Origin of the sequence: Rhodococcus koreensis (assembly GCF_900105905.1) — a bacterium.
Lineage (GTDB): Bacteria > Actinomycetota > Actinomycetes > Mycobacteriales > Mycobacteriaceae > Rhodococcus_F > Rhodococcus_F koreensis.
In genome coordinates, this window is record NZ_FNSV01000005.1 from 5,884,574 (window position 1) to 5,901,784 (window position 17,211).

The window sequence follows — 17,211 nt, forward strand, 5'->3', positions numbered from 1 at the left end:
CGGACATTACAACGAGGTGTCCATATTGTCTAGCCCATACGTACTGTACGGACAATATTGTTTCTGACGAATCTGCACCGACAGGTCTCACCAGCGTCGCCCGGCTGTTACACCCCGGCAGTTCTGTTCGGGTGACGGTTTGGCGCCCCTAGGGTGACTGGCGTGGGTGGCGGCACGACCACATTCTTGAAACCGATCACGACGCTCCCGGTCTCGATCGACCGGCATCACGGGCACGTATCCCAGTCGTATCTTCGGAATGGAGGAATGGATGTCGCCGAATTGTCATGTCGCTTTTGCGCAACCGAGTGTGGAAACGATGGAGGGCCGTATCGACCGGTACCGGCTGGAGGAGGACGGCTACGTCGTCGTACGGGACGTGCCAGGTCGTCTCGCGGCGTTGGAAGTGGTTGGTTCCCTTGGTGATCTGGTCCCGCAATACAACGGGCTGCTCACGCACGAGGTAACGTACCGCCCGGGCAACGATCATCGGGCGTACTCGCAGAGCGCGAACACGATTCTGGCGCACACCGAGGCCCCGGGCTGGGATCCCAGCCCCGCATACCTGGCGCTGTACTGCCACCGGCAGGCGCGCTGCGGCGGCGGCCACACCGATCTGCTCGACGTCCGGCGACTCGTCGACGCCCTGGAACCCGCCGAGGTCGCTCTGCTGACAGATGCCGAACTGACGTTCCCCGGCCCGGGCGGCGGTGTACGCACCACGATGCTCGGCTCGGACGACACCGGCCGCGCCGCGCTCCGGTTCAGTTACAACCTGTTGACCGCCGCCGATTACGACCCGCACCGGGACTCCGACGTCGACGATTCGCGGCTGCCGCTCGGCCGGGCCGGTCGCCGATTGGCGCATCGCGTCAGCGACCTGTTCCACGAGCTGCGCACCCGCGTGCTGATCCCCGAGAATGCGCTGCTCATCTGGGACAACCAGCGCATGCTGCACGCGCGCTCGGAGTACGCCGACCGCGCCCGTCACCTCACCCGTTTCTGGGCCGGCGACCGGACTCGCGCATGATCATCGACGACCTGCAGTGCTCCGACGCCGAGGGGCTGGTCCATCTCCCCGGACTGCCGTCGTTCGATCCCGCCGACGAAGCCGAGAACGCCGTCATCAGCCGCCTCGCCGGCAACTGGCACCGACGGTCGACGGTGAAGCGCGACGAGCCCGACCTCGACGAGTTGTTCGACGCAGGCCGGGCCGACTACCCCGAGAAAATCGTGCCGTTCCACGACCATCCGACGTGGCGGGCGATGCCCGACGCGCTGCGGTCGCGGCTGCTGAGCTGGGCCTGGATCGCGTACAACCGGCACACGGTGCTCGCCGAGCAACGCGTCGCCAACCCTGCGTTCGCGCTCGTCATGGACGGGGAGTTCCCCGGTCTCGGCGGCCAGGACATGGATATCGCCCTCGCCCAGGCAATGGTCGACGAGCAATACCACACCCTCATGCACATCAACGCGAGCGCGCTGACCAGACGAAAACGGGAAAACCCGTTTCCCGACAGCGCCTTACCCGAATCGCACACGTCGCGGACACACCGCCGGCTGCGCGCCCATGCCGCCGAACGCTGGCAGCGCAGCCTGACGACGCTGGCCTTCGCCACGGTGTCCGAGATCTCGATCAACGCGTATCTCGATCTGCTCGCCGACGATCACGACATCCAGGTGGTCAACTCCACCACCGCAAAGCTGCACAACCGGGACGAGTACTGTCACGCATCCATTTCCGACGAGATGGCGAAGCTGGTGTACGACGTGCTGGACCCCGACAAGCGCCGCTTCTTCCTGGACATGCTCGTCGCCGGGCTGGACGCGTTCGTCGCCACGGACTACTCGACGTGGGAAGCGATCTTCCGGATCGAGAAGGTCACCGGTTGGGAGAAGATGCTCGCCGACGTGCGGGCCGAGAAATCCGGTTCGCGGCTCGTGCGCGACTACCGCGGTCTGTATTCGCTGATGTCGGACATGAATGTCCTGGGCGACGTCGACTTCGACTGGGGTGTGGCGGTGACGGACAAATGACCGTCCTCGATCTCGATACCCGCGCGGCCCTCGCGCCGCGATCGATCAGCGGCGCCCGGCTCCACAAGCTCGTCGCCGAGCGAACCGGCGACCCGATCCTGGGGCACGAGGCCCACGTGGTGTCCCAGGTACTGCCGTTCAAGGTGAGCAGCTACGTGGTCGACGAGTTGATCGACTGGGACTGCGCGCCGGACGACCCGATCTACCGGCTGACCTTCCCGCACCGCGACATGCTCGAGACCGCGCACTTCGACCTGATCGAGCAGGCCGTGGTGCTGGGCGATCGGAGCGCCGTCCGGCAGGCGGTCGACACGGTCCGGGCCGCACTGAACCCGCACCCCGGGGACCAGCTGAGCATGAACGTTCCCCGGCACGACGACATCGACGGTTCGGGCATGCAGCACAAGTACGCCGAGACACTGCTGGTGTTCCCCCGCCAGGGGCAGACCTGCCACAGCTACTGCGGATACTGCTTTCGCTGGGCCCAGTTCGTGGACACCCCGGATCTGAAGATGGCCATGTCCGGGCCGGAGGCGATGACCCGGTACCTCGACCTGCACCCCGGGATCACCGACGTGCTCGTGACCGGGGGTGACCCACTGGTCATGCGGACCGAATTGCTGGCCTCGTATCTGGAGCCGCTGCTCGAACCGGGGCGGGAACACGTCGACACGATCCGGATCGGCACGAAGGCCGTCTCGTTCTGGCCGTACCGGCTGTTGGCCGGACCGGAAGCCGACGACCTGCTGCGGTTGCTCGAGCGACTGACCGCCGCAGGCAAGCACGTCGCGATGATGCTGCACCTGTCGCACGTCGCGGAACTGCAGACCGATGCCGCACAGGAGGCGCTGTCCCGGCTGGCGTCGACCGGCGCGGTGCTGCGCGCACAAGCTCCCGTGGTGCGTCACGTCAACGACGACCCGCGCGCGTGGGCCGACCTCTGGCAGGCGCAGGTCCGCAACCGGGTCGTGCCGTACTACATGTTCGTCGAGCGGGACACCGGTGCGCGACCGTATTTCGGTCTGCCGCTGGCGCGAGCGGTCGACATCTACCGCGAAGCGCTGCAACGGGTCTCCGGACTCGGGCGGACCGCGCGGGGCCCGGTGATGTCGGCGTCGCCGGGGAAGGTCGTGGTCGACGGCGTCGTGGATCTCGACGGCGGACGCGCGTTCGCACTGCGGTTCCTGCAGGCACGCCGACCGGACCTGGTCGGCAAGCCTTTCTTCGCGAAGTACGACGAGCACGCACAGTGGTGGGACGACCTCCGCCCCCACGGCCCGCGCGACCGCGAATTCTTCGGCGTCGGGGGCAACGCGTGAAGGTCACCGCGCACGAGATCAGTTTGACGCAACGGCATCTGTGGCGTTCCGCCAGAGAGGCGATTCCGGTGCAGCGGGGACTGGTGGTCGAGGTGGAGCAGGACGGTCTCGCCGGGTTCGGCGAGGCCTCCGCGTTCATGACCGACCACTACAACTCGGGCCTGGACCGGATGCACGCAGATCTGCGGCGAATTGCGCCGCTGCTGATCGGCCTGGGTCCCGACGACCCGTTCGCCGTCTGGCGAGCGCTGTCCGCGGAGCTGTCCGATTCGCCGTTCGTCCTGGCCGCCCTCGACACCGCGGTGCACGATCTGCGGGCACGGCTGCTCGGTGTGCCGCTGTGGCGGGCTCTCGGCCTGGAATGTCCGCGGGAGTTGCGCTCCAGCTTCAGTATCGGGCTCGACGAGACCGACGTGATGGTCCGCAAACTCCGCGAGCGGCCGGGATGGTCGGCGTACAAGATCAAGCTCGCGGATCCGGGCGATCTCACCGTCGTCAAGGAACTGCGCTGCCATACGAACGCACCGTTCTACGTGGACGGCAACTGCGGCTGGGAGTTGTCCCGACTGCTCCCCGTGCTGCCCGGTCTGCAGGAACTCGGTGTGCAGTTGATCGAGCAGCCGTTTCCGCGCTCGGCGTGGCGGGACGCCCGGATCCTGAAGGAGCGCAGCCCGATCCCGGTGATCGCGGACGAGAGCATCGCGTCGCCGCGGGACCTGGACGCCTGCACTGACGCGTTCGACGGCATCAACGTCAAGCCGATGAAGGCCGGGGGCATCACCCCGTCGCTCGCTCTGCTGCGCCGGGCCCGTGAACGCGGCCTGATCACCATGCTCGGCTGCATGCCCGAGTCGGCGGCCGGGGTGTCGGCGACGGCCCATCTCGGCGGACTCGCCGACCACCTGGATGTCGACGCCGTCGACCTTCTCGCGGTGAACACCGGCCACGGACTGGCACTCGACGGCGCCGGCCGCGTCACCCTCCCGGATCGGCCCGGTTCCGGCTACCTCCCCGATCCGGCCGCCCACGGCTGGCGGGTGCGGCCGGTGCCGGCCGCCGACGTGCGACCGATCCGCCACGCGGTGCTCCGGCCGGGTCAACCGGCCGAGACCTGCGCCTACCCCGAGGACGCGCACGTCGGCAGCCGGCACTTCGCGACGCTCGTCGCGGGGCGCGCGGTCGGCGTGGCCTCGCTGTACCACGAGGATCCACCCGAAAGGCACGCCGTGCCCGGTCTTCTCCCCGGCCGGGGTTGGCGCCTCCGCGGGATGGCCACCCTCGAGGAGGTCCGCGGCACCGGTGCGGGGACCACACTGCTGCGCACCGTTCTCACCGACGCCGCGCTGGCCGGCGCCGACCAGGTCTGGTGCAACGCCCGCACGACCGCCGCCGGCTTCTACGTCAAGCAGGGCTTCCGGATTCTGGGTCCGGAGTTCGACATCCCGGGCATCGGCCCACACGTCTTCATGCATTGGAGTGCTTCATGATTCGCCGGACACAATCGGACACCGGCTCGCTGCTCGACGAGCAGGAGGCCCGCTGGCTCGCCTCGATCGCACTCGTCGAGGCGGGAGTGCCGGAGGACGACGCCGATCTGGTGGCCGACGCGCTCGTCGACACCTCCCTGCGCGGCATCGACACTCACGGGTTGCGGTTGCTGCCGCAATACCTGGACGAACTCGCCACCGGTGTCGCGAATGCCGCGGCGTGCCCGACCGTGGTCCGGGACCGCGGGGCCGGACTGCTGCTGGATGCGGACGGCGCACTCGGCGTGCTCGCCGGACTCGCCGCCGCCCGCCTGGCGGCCGACCGGGCGAAGGCTTTCGGCGTCGCGGCGGTGGGTGTGCGCAATTCCAACCACTTCGGCGCGGCCTCGGTGTACACCCGGCACCTGGCCGGGCAGGGGATGATCGGTATCGCAGTCACGTCCGCCGCCTCCCGGGTCGCTCCGTTCGGTGGCATCGAGCCGCTGTTCGGCACCAACCCGATCAGCGTGGCCGCGGGAACGGGGGACGAGGGGCTCGCCCTCGACATGGCCACCAGCCAGGTGTGTTTCGGTGAGGTCAAGCACCGCCGGGCCGAGGGACGACCACTGAACAGCGGCTGGGCCACCGATTGCGACGGGCGGCCCACCGCGGAACCCGACGAGGCGTACGCCCTGTCGCCCCTCGGCGGATACAAGGGGCAGGGCCTGGCGATGGCAGTCACCCTGCTGGGGGCCGTGCTGACCGGGTCACCGCCCGACTGGCATCTCGAGCAAGTCGGTGAGGGAACCCCCGGTCGCAGCCGAGGAGTCGGCCATTTCGTCCTCGCCCTCGACCCCGGAGCATTCAGCGGCCATGAGCAATTCGCGGCCGGGCTGGCAGACCTGCTCGGCACCGTCCGCGGGGCAACGCCCGCCACCGGGACGCCGGTGGTGGCACCGGGCGACCCACAACGCGCCCACGAGCGCGAACGGAGGGTGCGGGGGATACCGCTGGACGCCCGGACCGCGGAGGTCTTCGCCGCGCTGGAAACAACTTTCGACGGAATTTCCGTCACCAGGAAGGAAGCGTCTCGATGATTCTCGTACTGATCAGCGCACGCGCGGCCGGGCTGCCCTTCGCCCAGTGGCTGCCGGAGAAGCGTGACCGGCTGGTGGCGGTCTGCGCCGCGGGAACGGATCCGGGTGAGGGGTTCGCCGAGATCGTCACGGTCGCCGACTACTCCGACGACGATGCCGTGCTGGGTGCCGCTCGGGAACTCGCCGCGCGGCACCGGCCGACCGCGGTCTTCGCCCTGGCCGAGGTCGACGTGGAGCGGGCCGCCCGGCTGCGGGGCGAACTCGGTCTGCCCGGTCTGGATACCGCCACGGCGGGCGCCTACCGGGACAAGATCCTGATGAAGGAATTGGCGCAGGCTGCGGGAATTGCCATCCCGGCCTTCGCGCCGGTGCGCCACCCAGCAGACATCGTCGAGTTCATGGGGCGCAACGCGGGCCGCGTCGTCGTCAAACCGCGCAGCGGATCCGGCTCGACCGGCGTGTACGTACTCGATTCGCCGGCGCAGGCAACCGGACTCGCCGACATCGTCGCGGCCACACCGTACGAGGTCGAGGAGTTCGTCGACGGCGCCGTACACCATGTGGACGCATTCCGCGTGGCCGGAGACCCGGTGGCCGCCATCGCCTCCCGCTACACCGGCCAAGGGTGCCTCGAACACTGGACCGACGCCCCGTTCGGCTCCCGGTCGGTCGACACCACCGACCCGGTCTGTGCGCGCCTCGTGGACGAGACCTGGCGGCTCGTCGACGCACTCGCCTCGCCGCCCACCGTCTGCGTGCACGCCGAGTTCTTCGTCACCGCCGGCGGCGACATCGTGCTCTGCGAAGTGGCCGCACGGATCGCAGGCGGGCCGATACCGACGATGCTCCGCCACGTCCTGGGCATCGACCCCCGGCACCTCTGGGCGCGGGTGGAATGCGGGCTGCCGACCGACCTGGACGCTGTCCGGGACCGGGTGGCAACTACCCCGCACGCAGCGTTCTACGGCGTGCCGCCGCGCCAGGGCCGGGTGTCGCGACTTCCGGACACACCGCCGGGCGTGCACGACTTCACGCTGAACACCCACATCGGGGACGACTGGACCCCCGCCCGGTACCACGAGCGCAAGTCGGCGGACTTCCTCGCCTACTGGGTGGTGATCGACCCCGATTTCACCGCACTGGGAGACCGACTGATCGCCACCGCGGACCAGGTGAGTGCCGGATTCGCCTGGGACCGTATCGAAAGCGAGGACGCGGCATGACCGCCACCGAGGTCGTCGGGTTCACCGGCCACGTCCTGCCCCGGGGCACTCGCCCGACCGCCGCCGACTTCGCAGGCATTGCCGACCCGGACGTCATCTGGGAGGACTCGCGGTGGTGGCGGTTCACCGAACGCACCGACCTGCACGAGGTGCGTTACCTCGAGGTGCGTGCGGACGGCCGGACCGTCGCGATCGCGCCGCTGCTGTTCACGGCGCGACCCGGGGGCCTGCTCTTCTACGACCCGCCCCGGCTGGCGGGAACCGCAGGGCCGATGGCCGAACCGGAGTTGCTCGATCACCCCGATCGGCTGCGCTGGGCCGAACTGACCGAAGCGCTGCCGGCCGCCCGCGAGGATCAATACCCGTCGGTGGCGCTCGCCACGTTCGGAAACCACCACGGGGTCGCGCACGCCCCCGGCCGTACGCAGGATCAGCACCGCGCGGTCATGGCGGCCCTGCCCGACCTGCTCCATCAGGCTGGTGACGAACTCGGCTGCCGCAGTGTGGCATTGCTGTACATCGGAGGAGCGGAGGCCGAGGACGTGGACGGTTCCGCGTCCCGCGCCGGGTACACGTCGGCCCTGCTGGGCGCCGAGGGTGTGCAGGACCTGAGCGGCCACAGTTGGGAGGAGTACGTCGCGAGCCTGAGCAAGCGGCGTCGGGGCCGGCTCCGCAAAGAGGTCGCGGACTACACCGAGGCCGGCCTGCGCACAGTGGTCCGCTGCGGTCCCACGGCGATCGACGACGAGGTCGTCGCCCTCCAGGTCGCGCACCGGGCCAAGTACGGACTGCCCGGCGGCGAAGACCGGGTGCGACGCGATTTCGACGCCGTCCGTGAAGAATTGGGCGATTCCTGCGTGGTGTTGGGCGCCGAGCGCGACGGTCGGCTCGTGGGCTTCGTGCTCTACCTCCGCACCCGCGACACGTTGTTCGCCAGGACAGCCGGATTCGCCCCAGGCGTTCGTGGCTGCTACCTGACACTGACCTACCACGAGACGGCGCGGTGGGCGGTGGAGCACGGCATCCGTCGCGTCCACTACGGCCTCGCCGCCTACGAGGCCAAGATCGCCCGCGGTTGCCGACTACGACCCCGCTGGGGCTGGTTCGCCTTCCGCGGAGAAGGCGCCGACAAGTATCGAGAGGCTCTGACGCTGCAGTCGCGCAGCATCGAGCGGCGGCTGGACCTGGTCGGCGCACCGGCAGTCCCCGTCCCGTCCCGGCGGCCCGCCGCCACCGAACCGAAAGCAGAACAATGGAACTGATCCCGACCAGTACCGTCTGGATGGACGGTGAATTCGTTGCCTGGGACCAGGCGCAGGTCCACGTGCTGACACCGAGTCTGCACTACGGATGGGGTGTCTACGAGGGCATCCGGGCCTACGCGACCGACCGCGGTCCGGCCGTGTTCCGGCTGCGCGACCACCTGCGCCGGCTGCACGACTCGGCGCGGGTATATCTGCTGGACCCCGGGTGGTCGGTGGACGAACTCACCGAGATCTCGCTCGAACTGCTGCGCCGCACTGGCCTGGACTCCGGCTATCTGCGACCGATCGTCTACCTCGGCTACGGCTCGATGGGTGTCGCGCCCGCGCTGGACACGGCTCGGGTGGCCGTCGCGGCGTGGCCGTGGGGTTCGTACCTCGGCGAAACCGCGGACCAGGAGGGCTGCCGTCTCGTCGTCAGCAGCTGGCAACGCAATGGGGTCCACTCGGTCCCCCCGCTGGCCAAAGCGACCGGTGCGTACGTCAATTCGGCTCTGGCCAAGGTCGGGGCGGTGCGCGCCGGATACGACGACGCACTGATGCTCACCTCCACCGGGCACGTGGCCGAAGCGTCCGCCGCGAACATCTTCGCCGTCCGCGACGGTGAGCTGATCACCCCGCCGGTCGGCGACAACATTCTGCCCGGTCTCACCCGCGACACCGTGATCACGCTCGCCCGTGACCTGGGGATCACGGTCCGGGAGCAGAGTCTGACCCGCAGTGAGCTCTACGTCGCCGACGAGGCGTTTCTCACCGGCACGGCCGCCGAAGTCGTCCCCGTGGCATCGGTGGACGACCGCCCTGTCGCGGCAGGCGGGTGCGGCCCGATCACCAAGCAATTGCGCGACGTCTTTCACGACGTGGTCCGCGGGCGCGAGCCCACCTACCGTCACTGGCTGGAGTACGCATGAGCACACGTTCACTGCCCTCGGCCGCACCCGATCAGGTCGCGGCGGTCTGGGATGCCGACGGCCTCGGCATCCTGGAGGGCGCCGTCACCGGATTCGCGAGCGCGGCAGACCCGCTCGACGGCAGCGCGTGGGCGAATGCTCGTCGCGAGGAGATTGCCGACCGGGTGGTCGACGTGATGGCCGCCCGGGCCTGGTTCGCCCTGCCGGAGCCGTCGCACGGCCGCGCCCGGAGAGTGGCCCGGCGGTGCATCGCCTACTCGCTCGCCGCGGACACCGCCCGCGCCGACGGGAGCGGCACCGCCCGGGCCGACTGCTGGGCCCTGACCACCCATGCGTTGGAACTGCTGACGATTCGCGAACACTTCGACGCGGCCGCCCAGCGGTCCAGGGAGCTTCTCGGAGTGGCCCCCGAGGGAAGACTTCTCGCGGCCTGGCAGATGGTGGACGACGCGCTCGGAGCCCTGAGCACCACACGTCACGAATGGGTGGGGGCAGACCCCGCGACCGTCGCGGCCGCCGGGTGGGTGCTCGTCGACCGGATGAGCCGACTCCTCACCGCGGCGGCGCTGGTCGCGCAGTCCGCTGCAGCCGAGTCGTCCCCGGCCACCGACCTCCTCGTCAACGCGGCCCGCCGGTACGCCTGGAACCACCTGCGCGGGCCTGCCCCGGAGGCGGCGACCCCCACCCACGTGCAGCGGTCGGCCGATCTCGTGCAGGCATTCGTGACGCCGGGGACACTCCCGTGAACGCCCGCCTGCGGCGGCTGGGTGAGGCCCTGCTTCCCGACAGTCCGGCCGGTCGCACGCTGGCCGTCGGCGCCGGCATCGACTCGCTGGGCACCGGGATGTTCTTCGCGTCCTTCGCGCTGTACTTCATCGGCGTGGTCGGTCTCACCGCGAACCAGATCGCCCTGGCCACCACGACAGCGGGTGCGCTCGCGCTCCTCGCCCCGGTGCCGCTGGGCAGGCTGGCGGACCGGGTGGGGCCGGGCTGGTTCTACGTGGCCCTCCTGTTGCTGCGCGGCCTCGGCTACGGATGCTTCGCGCTCGTATCCGACTTCAGCGGCTACCTCGTGCTTACCGTGCTGCTCACCGCGGCAGACCGGGCGAGCAGCCCGATCCAGCAGGCCGTCGTGACGGCGGTGATCGGCGGCCGAGACCGGACCCGGACGATGGCCACCATCCGCGCCATCCGGAACGTGGGTCTCACCGCGGGGTTCCTGCTGGCGGGCGTCGTCTTCGTGACCGGCACGTCCGCCGCGTTCACGGCGCTGTTCCTGGGCAACGGAATCTCCTTCGTGGTCATCGCGTTCGCCGTCCGGCTCGTGCTCCGGAGGACAGGAACGGTCGTACAACGCAAGGCTCTCCCCGTCGGTCCCGAGCCGGCCGGAACCGCGGTGCGCTCGCCGTTCCGCGACTGGTGGTTCATGGTCTTCACGGTCGGCAACGGCGTCCTGTCGCTGTACGACACCGTGCTGATCGTTCTGCTCCCGATCTGGGTCATCGAGTACACGTCGGTGCCGATCGCCTGGGTGCCGGTGCTCATGGCGGTCAACACCGTGCTGACGGTGGTCCTGCAGGTCTACGTTGCCCGGTTCGCCGAGGGTACGGCCGCGGCGGTGCGACTCCTGACGTGGACCGGGGCACTGATGGCCTTCTGCTGCGGTGCACTCGCCGTCGGCCAGATGGCCGCCACCACGTTGGCGATCGCCGCCGTTGTCGTTGCGGTGGTGGCACTCTCGATCGCCGAGAACATCCACTCCGTGGCCGCCTGGGAACTGTCCGCCGAACTGTCCCCGTCGCCCGCCGTCGCCCGCTACCTCGGCGCGTTCAGCCTCGGCATGACGGGCCAGAAGGTCCTCGGCCCCACCATCCTGGTCGTGGTCCTGTTGCCGGCCGGGCTCCTGGCCTGGCCCGTCCTGGCCGGGACGTTCGGGGTCGCGGCGGTGCTCTCCCGGACGGCGGCGCATCGCAGTCTCGCGGAACGCGCACGGACGAGGGAACTCCCGGCCGGCAACCTTTCTGCACTGTCTCCCTTCTCGACACTCGAGGTGAAGAAATGACCGAACACGTCCTCGTCGTCGGCAGCGGCCGCGACCTCCCGGGCCGGGTCCGTGACGCCCTGCCCGGCACACAGACCTCGGTGATCTGCCGACTGGAATTCGTCGCCAAGCTTCGCCGTCTGACCGAGCATGCGCGGGTCATCGCCGTGCGGCACGACGCCCCGGACGAGGAGTGGATCGCGCTGGCCGCGGCCGCGCACGCACAGCATCCGTTCACCCGGATCGCCACGTTCGGCGAACGCGACCAGGACCGCTGCGCCGCGATCGGGGAGGCCCTCGGCCTGTCCATTCACTCGCGCCGCACCGTGGCGTCGGTCCACGACAAGAACGCCATGCGGGCCGCGCTTCGCGAGTCCGGCGTCGACGGAACCGCCTCCGCCGTCGTCGCCGACGTGGATGCGTTGCGCGCCTTCGTGTTCGAACACGGGCTCCCGTGCGTCGTCAAACCGGTGTGTGGCGCGGGCAGTGCCGGGGTGGCCGTGGTTCGGGAGGAGGGCGCACTGGCTGCGGCGTTCGCGCGCGCCGGGGGCGATTTCGACGGCCTGACCACCAGCGGGGTGCTCGTGGAGCAGTTCCACGAGGGCCCGCAATTCAGCGTGGAGGCCTTCTCGGAATGCGGCGAACACCAGGTCGTGGCCGTCACCCGCAAGTTCTCCGATCCGGCGAACTTTGTCGAGCTCGGGCACGTGGCCCCCGCCGACCTCTCTACGGCGCAGGAAGAATCGATCCATACGTATGTCACGAGGGTGCTCGACGCCGTCGGGGTGGAGTTCGGTGCCACCCACACCGAGGTCGTGCTCACTCCGGCCGGACCCCGGGTGATCGAAACCCATGTGCGGATGGGCGGCGACGAGATTCCGTCCCTGGCATTCGACGCCACCGGCGTGGACCTGGCCGAGTGCGTCGTGCGGCAGACCGTCGGGGAGAAGGTCCTCCCAGGGATCAGGGCCGTTCTCGCCGAGGAGCGGCCGGCCCGCTGTTCCGCGATCTGGTTCGCCGCCGTGCCCGTCGCGGGTGTCGTTACCGACGTCAGCGGATTCGACGACGCCGGGAAAGTCGAGGGCGTCACCGACGTCCAACTCCTGGTCCGGCCGGGCGACGCGGTCACCGGCCTGGAATCGTCCGATTCCCGGGTCGCGTACGCGCGCGCGGTCGGGAACACCGCCGATCGGGCGCTCGATTCCGCCCGGGAAGCCGTCGCGCGACTCGGGTTTCAGGTGCGCGTGGCCGCCGCGAGCACGGTCACGGTGTGATCGGCGTCCGTCGAGCACCACGGGATCACCGACCTGGCCGTGCCGGCAACGGGCCGGGCCGGGTTGGGATTGTTCCGCCGCTGCGACCTCCGCTGCGACCGCTGACGTCTAGTCTTGCTGCATGACGTGGGCGGTGCGGGACGGCGACGAGGACGAATTCGCGTACGTGTTCACCGGCGAACTCGCTCAGCGTGTGGTGGACGAGGTGAGCCCCCGGCTGGACTACAACATCAATCTGATGGACCGCAATGGCCGAATCATCGGGTCGGTCGACGGGGCGCGTATCGGAACGGTGCACGCCGGTGCACTCGAGGCCATCCGGGACGGCCGGCGAGTTCTCGTGGACGCCGACGAGCAGTCGGCGGATGTCAGGGCCGGGATCAACATTCCTCTGAGGCTCGATGGGCGGATCGTCGGAGCCGTCGGGGTCACCGGTGACCCCGCGGAGGTCGAGTCGGTGTGCAACGTCCTCGCGCTCACCGTGGAACTGTTGCTGCGAAATGAACAGCACCGGGACAGTTCGCGGTGGCGGGAAGCGGCCGTGCGTGAACTGCTCCTCGGCCTGGTGAACGGAACCGTCACCGAGAACGGCCTGCTGGAAGCGTTACGCCACATCGGTTCACCGATGACCCCGCCGTGGAACATCACCGCGGTCGTCCCCGCTTCCGGCAGCGGATCGTCGTCCCTTCCCTCATCCACATCGGTGGCCCTGCTTCGACGGATCCAGGAGGTCTCCGGTGTGGTTGCGGCCGAATTGCAGGGCGCGGTGTGGGTTCTGAGCGGTTCGGTGACAGACCGCACGCTCGCCACGACCCGGCAGCGGCTGCGCACCGGCGACGTCCGCCTCGTCACGGGCACACATGCTGCCTCGTCTCACGAATTGTCCGTGGACGCTGCCCGGCTGGGCCTCCTCCTGCCCCGGGTGCACCTGCTGCCCGCGGGGGAGGAGATAGAACTCTCCGCATTGGTGCCCGAAACAGCTGTCGCACAGCAGTCCCGGGATATTTCCCACGACACCGTGGAGCGCGTCCTGGCACCGCTGTCCGCGACCCTGCGCGAGACCGCTCGCGCCTTCCTCGACCACGATCTGTCGATCGCGGCGACGGCGACTGCCCTCGAGGTGCACCGCAACACGCTGGTCCAGCGACTCGATCGGATCCAGCACGTGACCGGACTGAACCTGCGCACTTTCGACCACGCCGTCGCCATGCGGCTGGCACTCCTCGCGGCTGCGGCGCTGGAGGATCCGTACCGCGGAGCGTGAAGCGCCGCCGAGCGCGCCAGAGTGGCCGACAATATGCACATATATGGCCGTCCAAATTGGGTGAGAATCTGTGCGGAATGAACATATGATGCCGGACGTGGGAGACCTACGCTCTATTCATGCGAAAGCGCACACCTACCGTTGTCCTCGCTCCCGACTCGTTCAAGGGGAGCCTCTCCGCCGTTGACGTCGCAGCCGCGATGGCCGCCGGTGTCCGCGTGGCGCTCGGCGCCGACGTCCGGATCGTGCAATGCCCCCTCGCGGACGGCGGCGAGGGCACGTTGCAGACCTTCCTCTCGGCGGGCAATGCCGAGCCCCGGGTGATCCACGCGCACGATGCCCTCGGACGCGAACGGACCGCCCGCTACGGACTGTCGAACGACGGCAGGGTCGCGATCATCGAGGCCGCGGAAGCGAACGGTCTGCCGCACGTGGCGGACGTTCCACCGTCACCGTTGCGGGCGGATACCTTCGGCGTCGGCGAAATCGCAGTCAGCGCATTGGAAGACGGTGTCGACGAGATCCTTCTATGCATCGGCGGCAGCGCAACCACCGACGGGGGCACCGGGATGCTCCGCGCACTCGGTGTCCGATTCCTCGGCGTAGACGGTCGCGACGTGGCACCCGGCGGTGCGGGGCTCGGTGACATCGCTGTCATCGACGAGTCGCAACTGCACCCCCGTGCACGGTCGGTGCGCTGGCGCGTCGCGACCGACGTCGACAATCCCCTCTGCGGGGAGAACGGGGCGGCCGCGGTATTCGGGCCGCAGAAGGGTGCGACGGCCGACCAGGTCCGCGAATTGGATTCCGGACTGGGACAGTTGGCGATCGCTCTCCGCACTGCGTACGGGGCCGACGTTCTGACCCTGCGCGGAGCGGGAGCGGCCGGCGGCATGTCGGCCTGCCTGAGCGCAATCCTCGCCGCGGAACTGGTGCCCGGGAGCGACCTCGTCTCGGAAACGGTGGGGCTGCGGTCACTGTGCGCCGACGCAGACCTGGTGATCACGGGGGAGGGGGCGTTCGACGCGCAGTCGCTGCACGGGAAGGTAGTGCAGGGCGTCGTTCGTCAGACGCCGCCGGAGTGCCCCGTGGTCGTGATCGCCGGCACGGTTCGCTTGTCCGCAGCCGAGATTCGCGCTGCCCGGATCTCGGCGGCGTTCTCCATCGCCCGTGGACCGGCGGAACTCTGCGAATTGCTCGACAACACCGCCGAACTCCTTCGGGAGGCAACCGCTCAGGTCGTCGGACTGATCGACAGTCAGTGGAGCCGCCCCGCGTCGACGCCGACGCATCCGCGGGCGACCGCGGATAGTCCGTCGTGAGGAACCTGTCGAGTCACACAACCACTCTCAACTCAGCCGCGAGGAGCCACATGCCCACCATTGATCTCGAACGGTCCGCGTCACACACCGCACAGCCCGGTCTGCTCAGCACGTCCCGGCGCACGAAGATCGTATGCACACTTGGACCTGCTACCGCCACCGGTGACCGTATTCGCGAGCTCGTCGAAAGCGGTATGGACGTGGCGCGGCTGAATTTCAGCCACGGCGAACACGCCGATCACGAGGAGAACTACAAACGTGTGAGGGCGGCCTCGGACGCGACGGGCAAGGCGGTCGGTGTCCTGGCCGACCTGCAGGGCCCGAAGATCCGGCTGGGCCGGTTCGCGGAGGGTCGCACCACGTGGGCCAACGGTGAGGAGGTGCGGATCACCGTCGACGAGTGCGAGGGCACCCACGACCGGGTCTCGACCACCTACAAGCAGTTGGCGGAGGACGCCAAGCCGGGCGATCGGCTGCTGGTCGACGACGGCAAGGTCGGTCTCGTCGTCTCCGGTGTGGAGGGCAACGACGTGATCTGCCGGGTCACCGAGGGCGGCCCGGTCAGCAACAACAAGGGTGTGTCGCTGCCGGGGATGAACGTGTCGGTTCCGGCGCTGTCGGAGAAGGACATCGCGGACCTGGAGTTCGCGCTCGGGTTGGGTGTCGACTTCATCGCGTTGTCGTTCGTGCGGTCCCCGGCCGATGTGGAGCTGGTGCACGCGGTGATGGACCGGGTCGGGCGGCGGATCCCGGTGATCGCGAAGCTGGAGAAGCCGGAGGCGATCGACAACCTCGAGGCGATCGTGCTGGCGTTCGACGCGGTGATGGTCGCCCGCGGTGACCTGGGGGTGGAGTTGCCGCTCGAGCAGGTGCCGCTGGTGCAGAAGCGGGCCATTCAGATCGCCCGGGAGAACGCGAAGCCGGTGATCGTGGCCACGCAGATGCTGGAGTCGATGATCGAGAATTCGCGGCCGACCCGCGCGGAGGCGTCGGATGTCGCGAACGCGGTCCTCGACGGTGCGGACGCGGTGATGCTGTCCGGTGAGACGTCGGTGGGTAAGTACGTGATGGAGACGGTGCGCACGATGGCGCGGATCGTGGAGGCGGTGGAGAACGAGTCCACCCAGGTGCCGCCGCTGACGCACGTGCCGCGGACCAAGCGGGGTGTGATCTCGTACGCGGCCCGCGACATCGGGGAGCGCCTGGATGCGAAGGCGTTGGTGGCGTTCACGCAGTCCGGGGACACGGTGCGGCGGTTGGCGCGGTTGCACACGCCGTTGCCGTTACTGGCGTTCACCCCGTTGCCGGAGGTGCGCAGCCAGTTGTCGCTGACGTGGGGGACGGAGACGTTCATCGTCGATCCGGTCGACAGTACGGATGCGATGGTGCGGCAGGTCGACAACGCGTTGCTGGGGTTGGGCCGGTACCAGAAGGGTGAACTGGTGGTCATCGTGGCGGGGTCGCCGCCCGGCACCGTAGGCTCGACCAACCTGATCCACGTCCACAGAATCGGCGAAGACGACCACTAGGCGTCGGAAACGACTATCCCATGCCATCTTTGACACTCACCGTTCGACTGCTGACACCCCACTCCGATCTCTGGGACTGGCAGACCCGCGCGCTGTGCCGCACCACCCGTGCGGACGTCTTCTTCGGGCCGGACAGCGAAAGCAGAGCAACGCGAATTCGCCGGGAGAGGCAGGCGCAGGAACTCTGCCGGAGTTGCCCGGTCCGAAACGAATGCCTACGCCACGCACTCGACGTCGGCGAACCCTACGGCGTCTGGGGAGGGATGACCGAATCGGATCGGCGATTCGGCCTCGATCGGCCCCAACTGGATCCGCACGCAAACCGCAAGCCGGCCAAGAGGCTTCGCATCTCACCGCGGCACCCTCGCCCCGGAAGGCAGTGACTGGCTGACCGCGGTGGGTCAGCCTTCGACCGCGAGCACGGGTGCGGGACTGTCGAGCAGAATGCGCTGTTCGATGCTGCCGA

The 17,211-nt window shown here is 69.1% G+C and carries 15 protein-coding genes; all 15 read left to right on the forward strand.

Translation table 11 applies throughout. The features are described 5' to 3' along the window. Positions 1-319: 319 nt before the first annotated feature. The 15 genes from BLV94_RS31300 to BLV94_RS31370 all read left to right on the forward strand — a co-directional run bounded on the left by BLV94_RS31300 (position 320) and on the right by BLV94_RS31370 (position 17,128). Positions 320-1,030 (forward strand): TauD/TfdA family dioxygenase, encoded by a 711-nt coding sequence (locus tag BLV94_RS31300; protein ID WP_244163706.1) that lies wholly within the window; start codon positions 320-322, stop codon positions 1,028-1,030. After that, positions 1,027-2,037, forward strand: a complete 1,011-nt coding sequence (locus BLV94_RS31305; protein ID WP_072944591.1) for an AurF N-oxygenase family protein — start codon at positions 1,027-1,029, stop codon at positions 2,035-2,037. The genes BLV94_RS31300 and BLV94_RS31305 overlap by 4 nt, the downstream gene beginning before the upstream one ends. Further along, complete coding sequence (locus BLV94_RS31310) at positions 2,034-3,356, forward strand: KamA family radical SAM protein (protein ID WP_072944593.1); 1,323 nt, start codon at positions 2,034-2,036, stop codon at positions 3,354-3,356. Before BLV94_RS31305 ends, BLV94_RS31310 begins: the two co-directional genes overlap by 4 nt. Further along, positions 3,353-4,843, forward strand: a complete 1,491-nt coding sequence (locus BLV94_RS31315; protein WP_072944595.1) for a GNAT family N-acetyltransferase — start codon at positions 3,353-3,355, stop codon at positions 4,841-4,843. The genes BLV94_RS31310 and BLV94_RS31315 overlap by 4 nt, the downstream gene beginning before the upstream one ends. After that, positions 4,840-5,919, forward strand: coding sequence for an Ldh family oxidoreductase (locus tag BLV94_RS31320; protein ID WP_072944597.1), 1,080 nt, complete (start codon positions 4,840-4,842; stop codon positions 5,917-5,919). The genes BLV94_RS31315 and BLV94_RS31320 overlap by 4 nt, the downstream gene beginning before the upstream one ends. Beyond that, positions 5,916-7,142: an ATP-grasp domain-containing protein gene (locus BLV94_RS31325; RefSeq protein ID WP_072944598.1), complete on the forward strand. Its 1,227-nt coding sequence runs from the start codon at positions 5,916-5,918 to the stop codon at positions 7,140-7,142. Before BLV94_RS31320 ends, BLV94_RS31325 begins: the two co-directional genes overlap by 4 nt. Then, positions 7,139-8,404 (forward strand): GNAT family N-acetyltransferase, encoded by a 1,266-nt coding sequence (locus BLV94_RS31330; RefSeq protein WP_072944600.1) that lies wholly within the window; start codon positions 7,139-7,141, stop codon positions 8,402-8,404. Before BLV94_RS31325 ends, BLV94_RS31330 begins: the two co-directional genes overlap by 4 nt. Then, positions 8,395-9,315, forward strand: coding sequence for a branched-chain amino acid transaminase (locus BLV94_RS31335; protein WP_072944602.1), 921 nt, complete (start codon positions 8,395-8,397; stop codon positions 9,313-9,315). The genes BLV94_RS31330 and BLV94_RS31335 overlap by 10 nt, the downstream gene beginning before the upstream one ends. Then, on the forward strand, positions 9,312-10,061 hold the full coding sequence (locus BLV94_RS31340) for a hypothetical protein (RefSeq protein ID WP_072944604.1): 750 nt from the start codon (positions 9,312-9,314) through the stop codon (positions 10,059-10,061). The genes BLV94_RS31335 and BLV94_RS31340 overlap by 4 nt, the downstream gene beginning before the upstream one ends. Beyond that, entirely contained in the window at positions 10,058-11,377 is a 1,320-nt protein-coding gene (locus BLV94_RS31345; protein ID WP_072944606.1) for an MFS transporter, read from the forward strand. Before BLV94_RS31340 ends, BLV94_RS31345 begins: the two co-directional genes overlap by 4 nt. Continuing rightward, on the forward strand, positions 11,374-12,630 hold the full coding sequence (locus BLV94_RS31350) for an ATP-grasp domain-containing protein (protein WP_072944608.1): 1,257 nt from the start codon (positions 11,374-11,376) through the stop codon (positions 12,628-12,630). Before BLV94_RS31345 ends, BLV94_RS31350 begins: the two co-directional genes overlap by 4 nt. A gap of 121 nt (positions 12,631-12,751) precedes the next feature. Further along, positions 12,752-13,894: a CdaR family transcriptional regulator gene (locus BLV94_RS31355; protein WP_083395730.1), complete on the forward strand. Its 1,143-nt coding sequence runs from the start codon at positions 12,752-12,754 to the stop codon at positions 13,892-13,894. A 119-nt stretch (positions 13,895-14,013) separates the two neighbouring features. Continuing rightward, positions 14,014-15,216 (forward strand): glycerate kinase, encoded by a 1,203-nt coding sequence (locus BLV94_RS31360; RefSeq protein ID WP_072944610.1) that lies wholly within the window; start codon positions 14,014-14,016, stop codon positions 15,214-15,216. A gap of 50 nt (positions 15,217-15,266) precedes the next feature. Further along, on the forward strand, positions 15,267-16,745 hold the full coding sequence (pyk, locus tag BLV94_RS31365; protein WP_244163708.1) for a pyruvate kinase: 1,479 nt from the start codon (positions 15,267-15,269) through the stop codon (positions 16,743-16,745). Positions 16,746-16,765: 20 nt separating this feature from the next. Then, the gene (locus BLV94_RS31370; protein ID WP_072951380.1) at positions 16,766-17,128 is read left to right on the forward strand and encodes a WhiB family transcriptional regulator; all 363 of its coding nucleotides are present in this window, start codon (positions 16,766-16,768) and stop codon (positions 17,126-17,128) included. Positions 17,129-17,211: the final 83 nt, after the last annotated feature.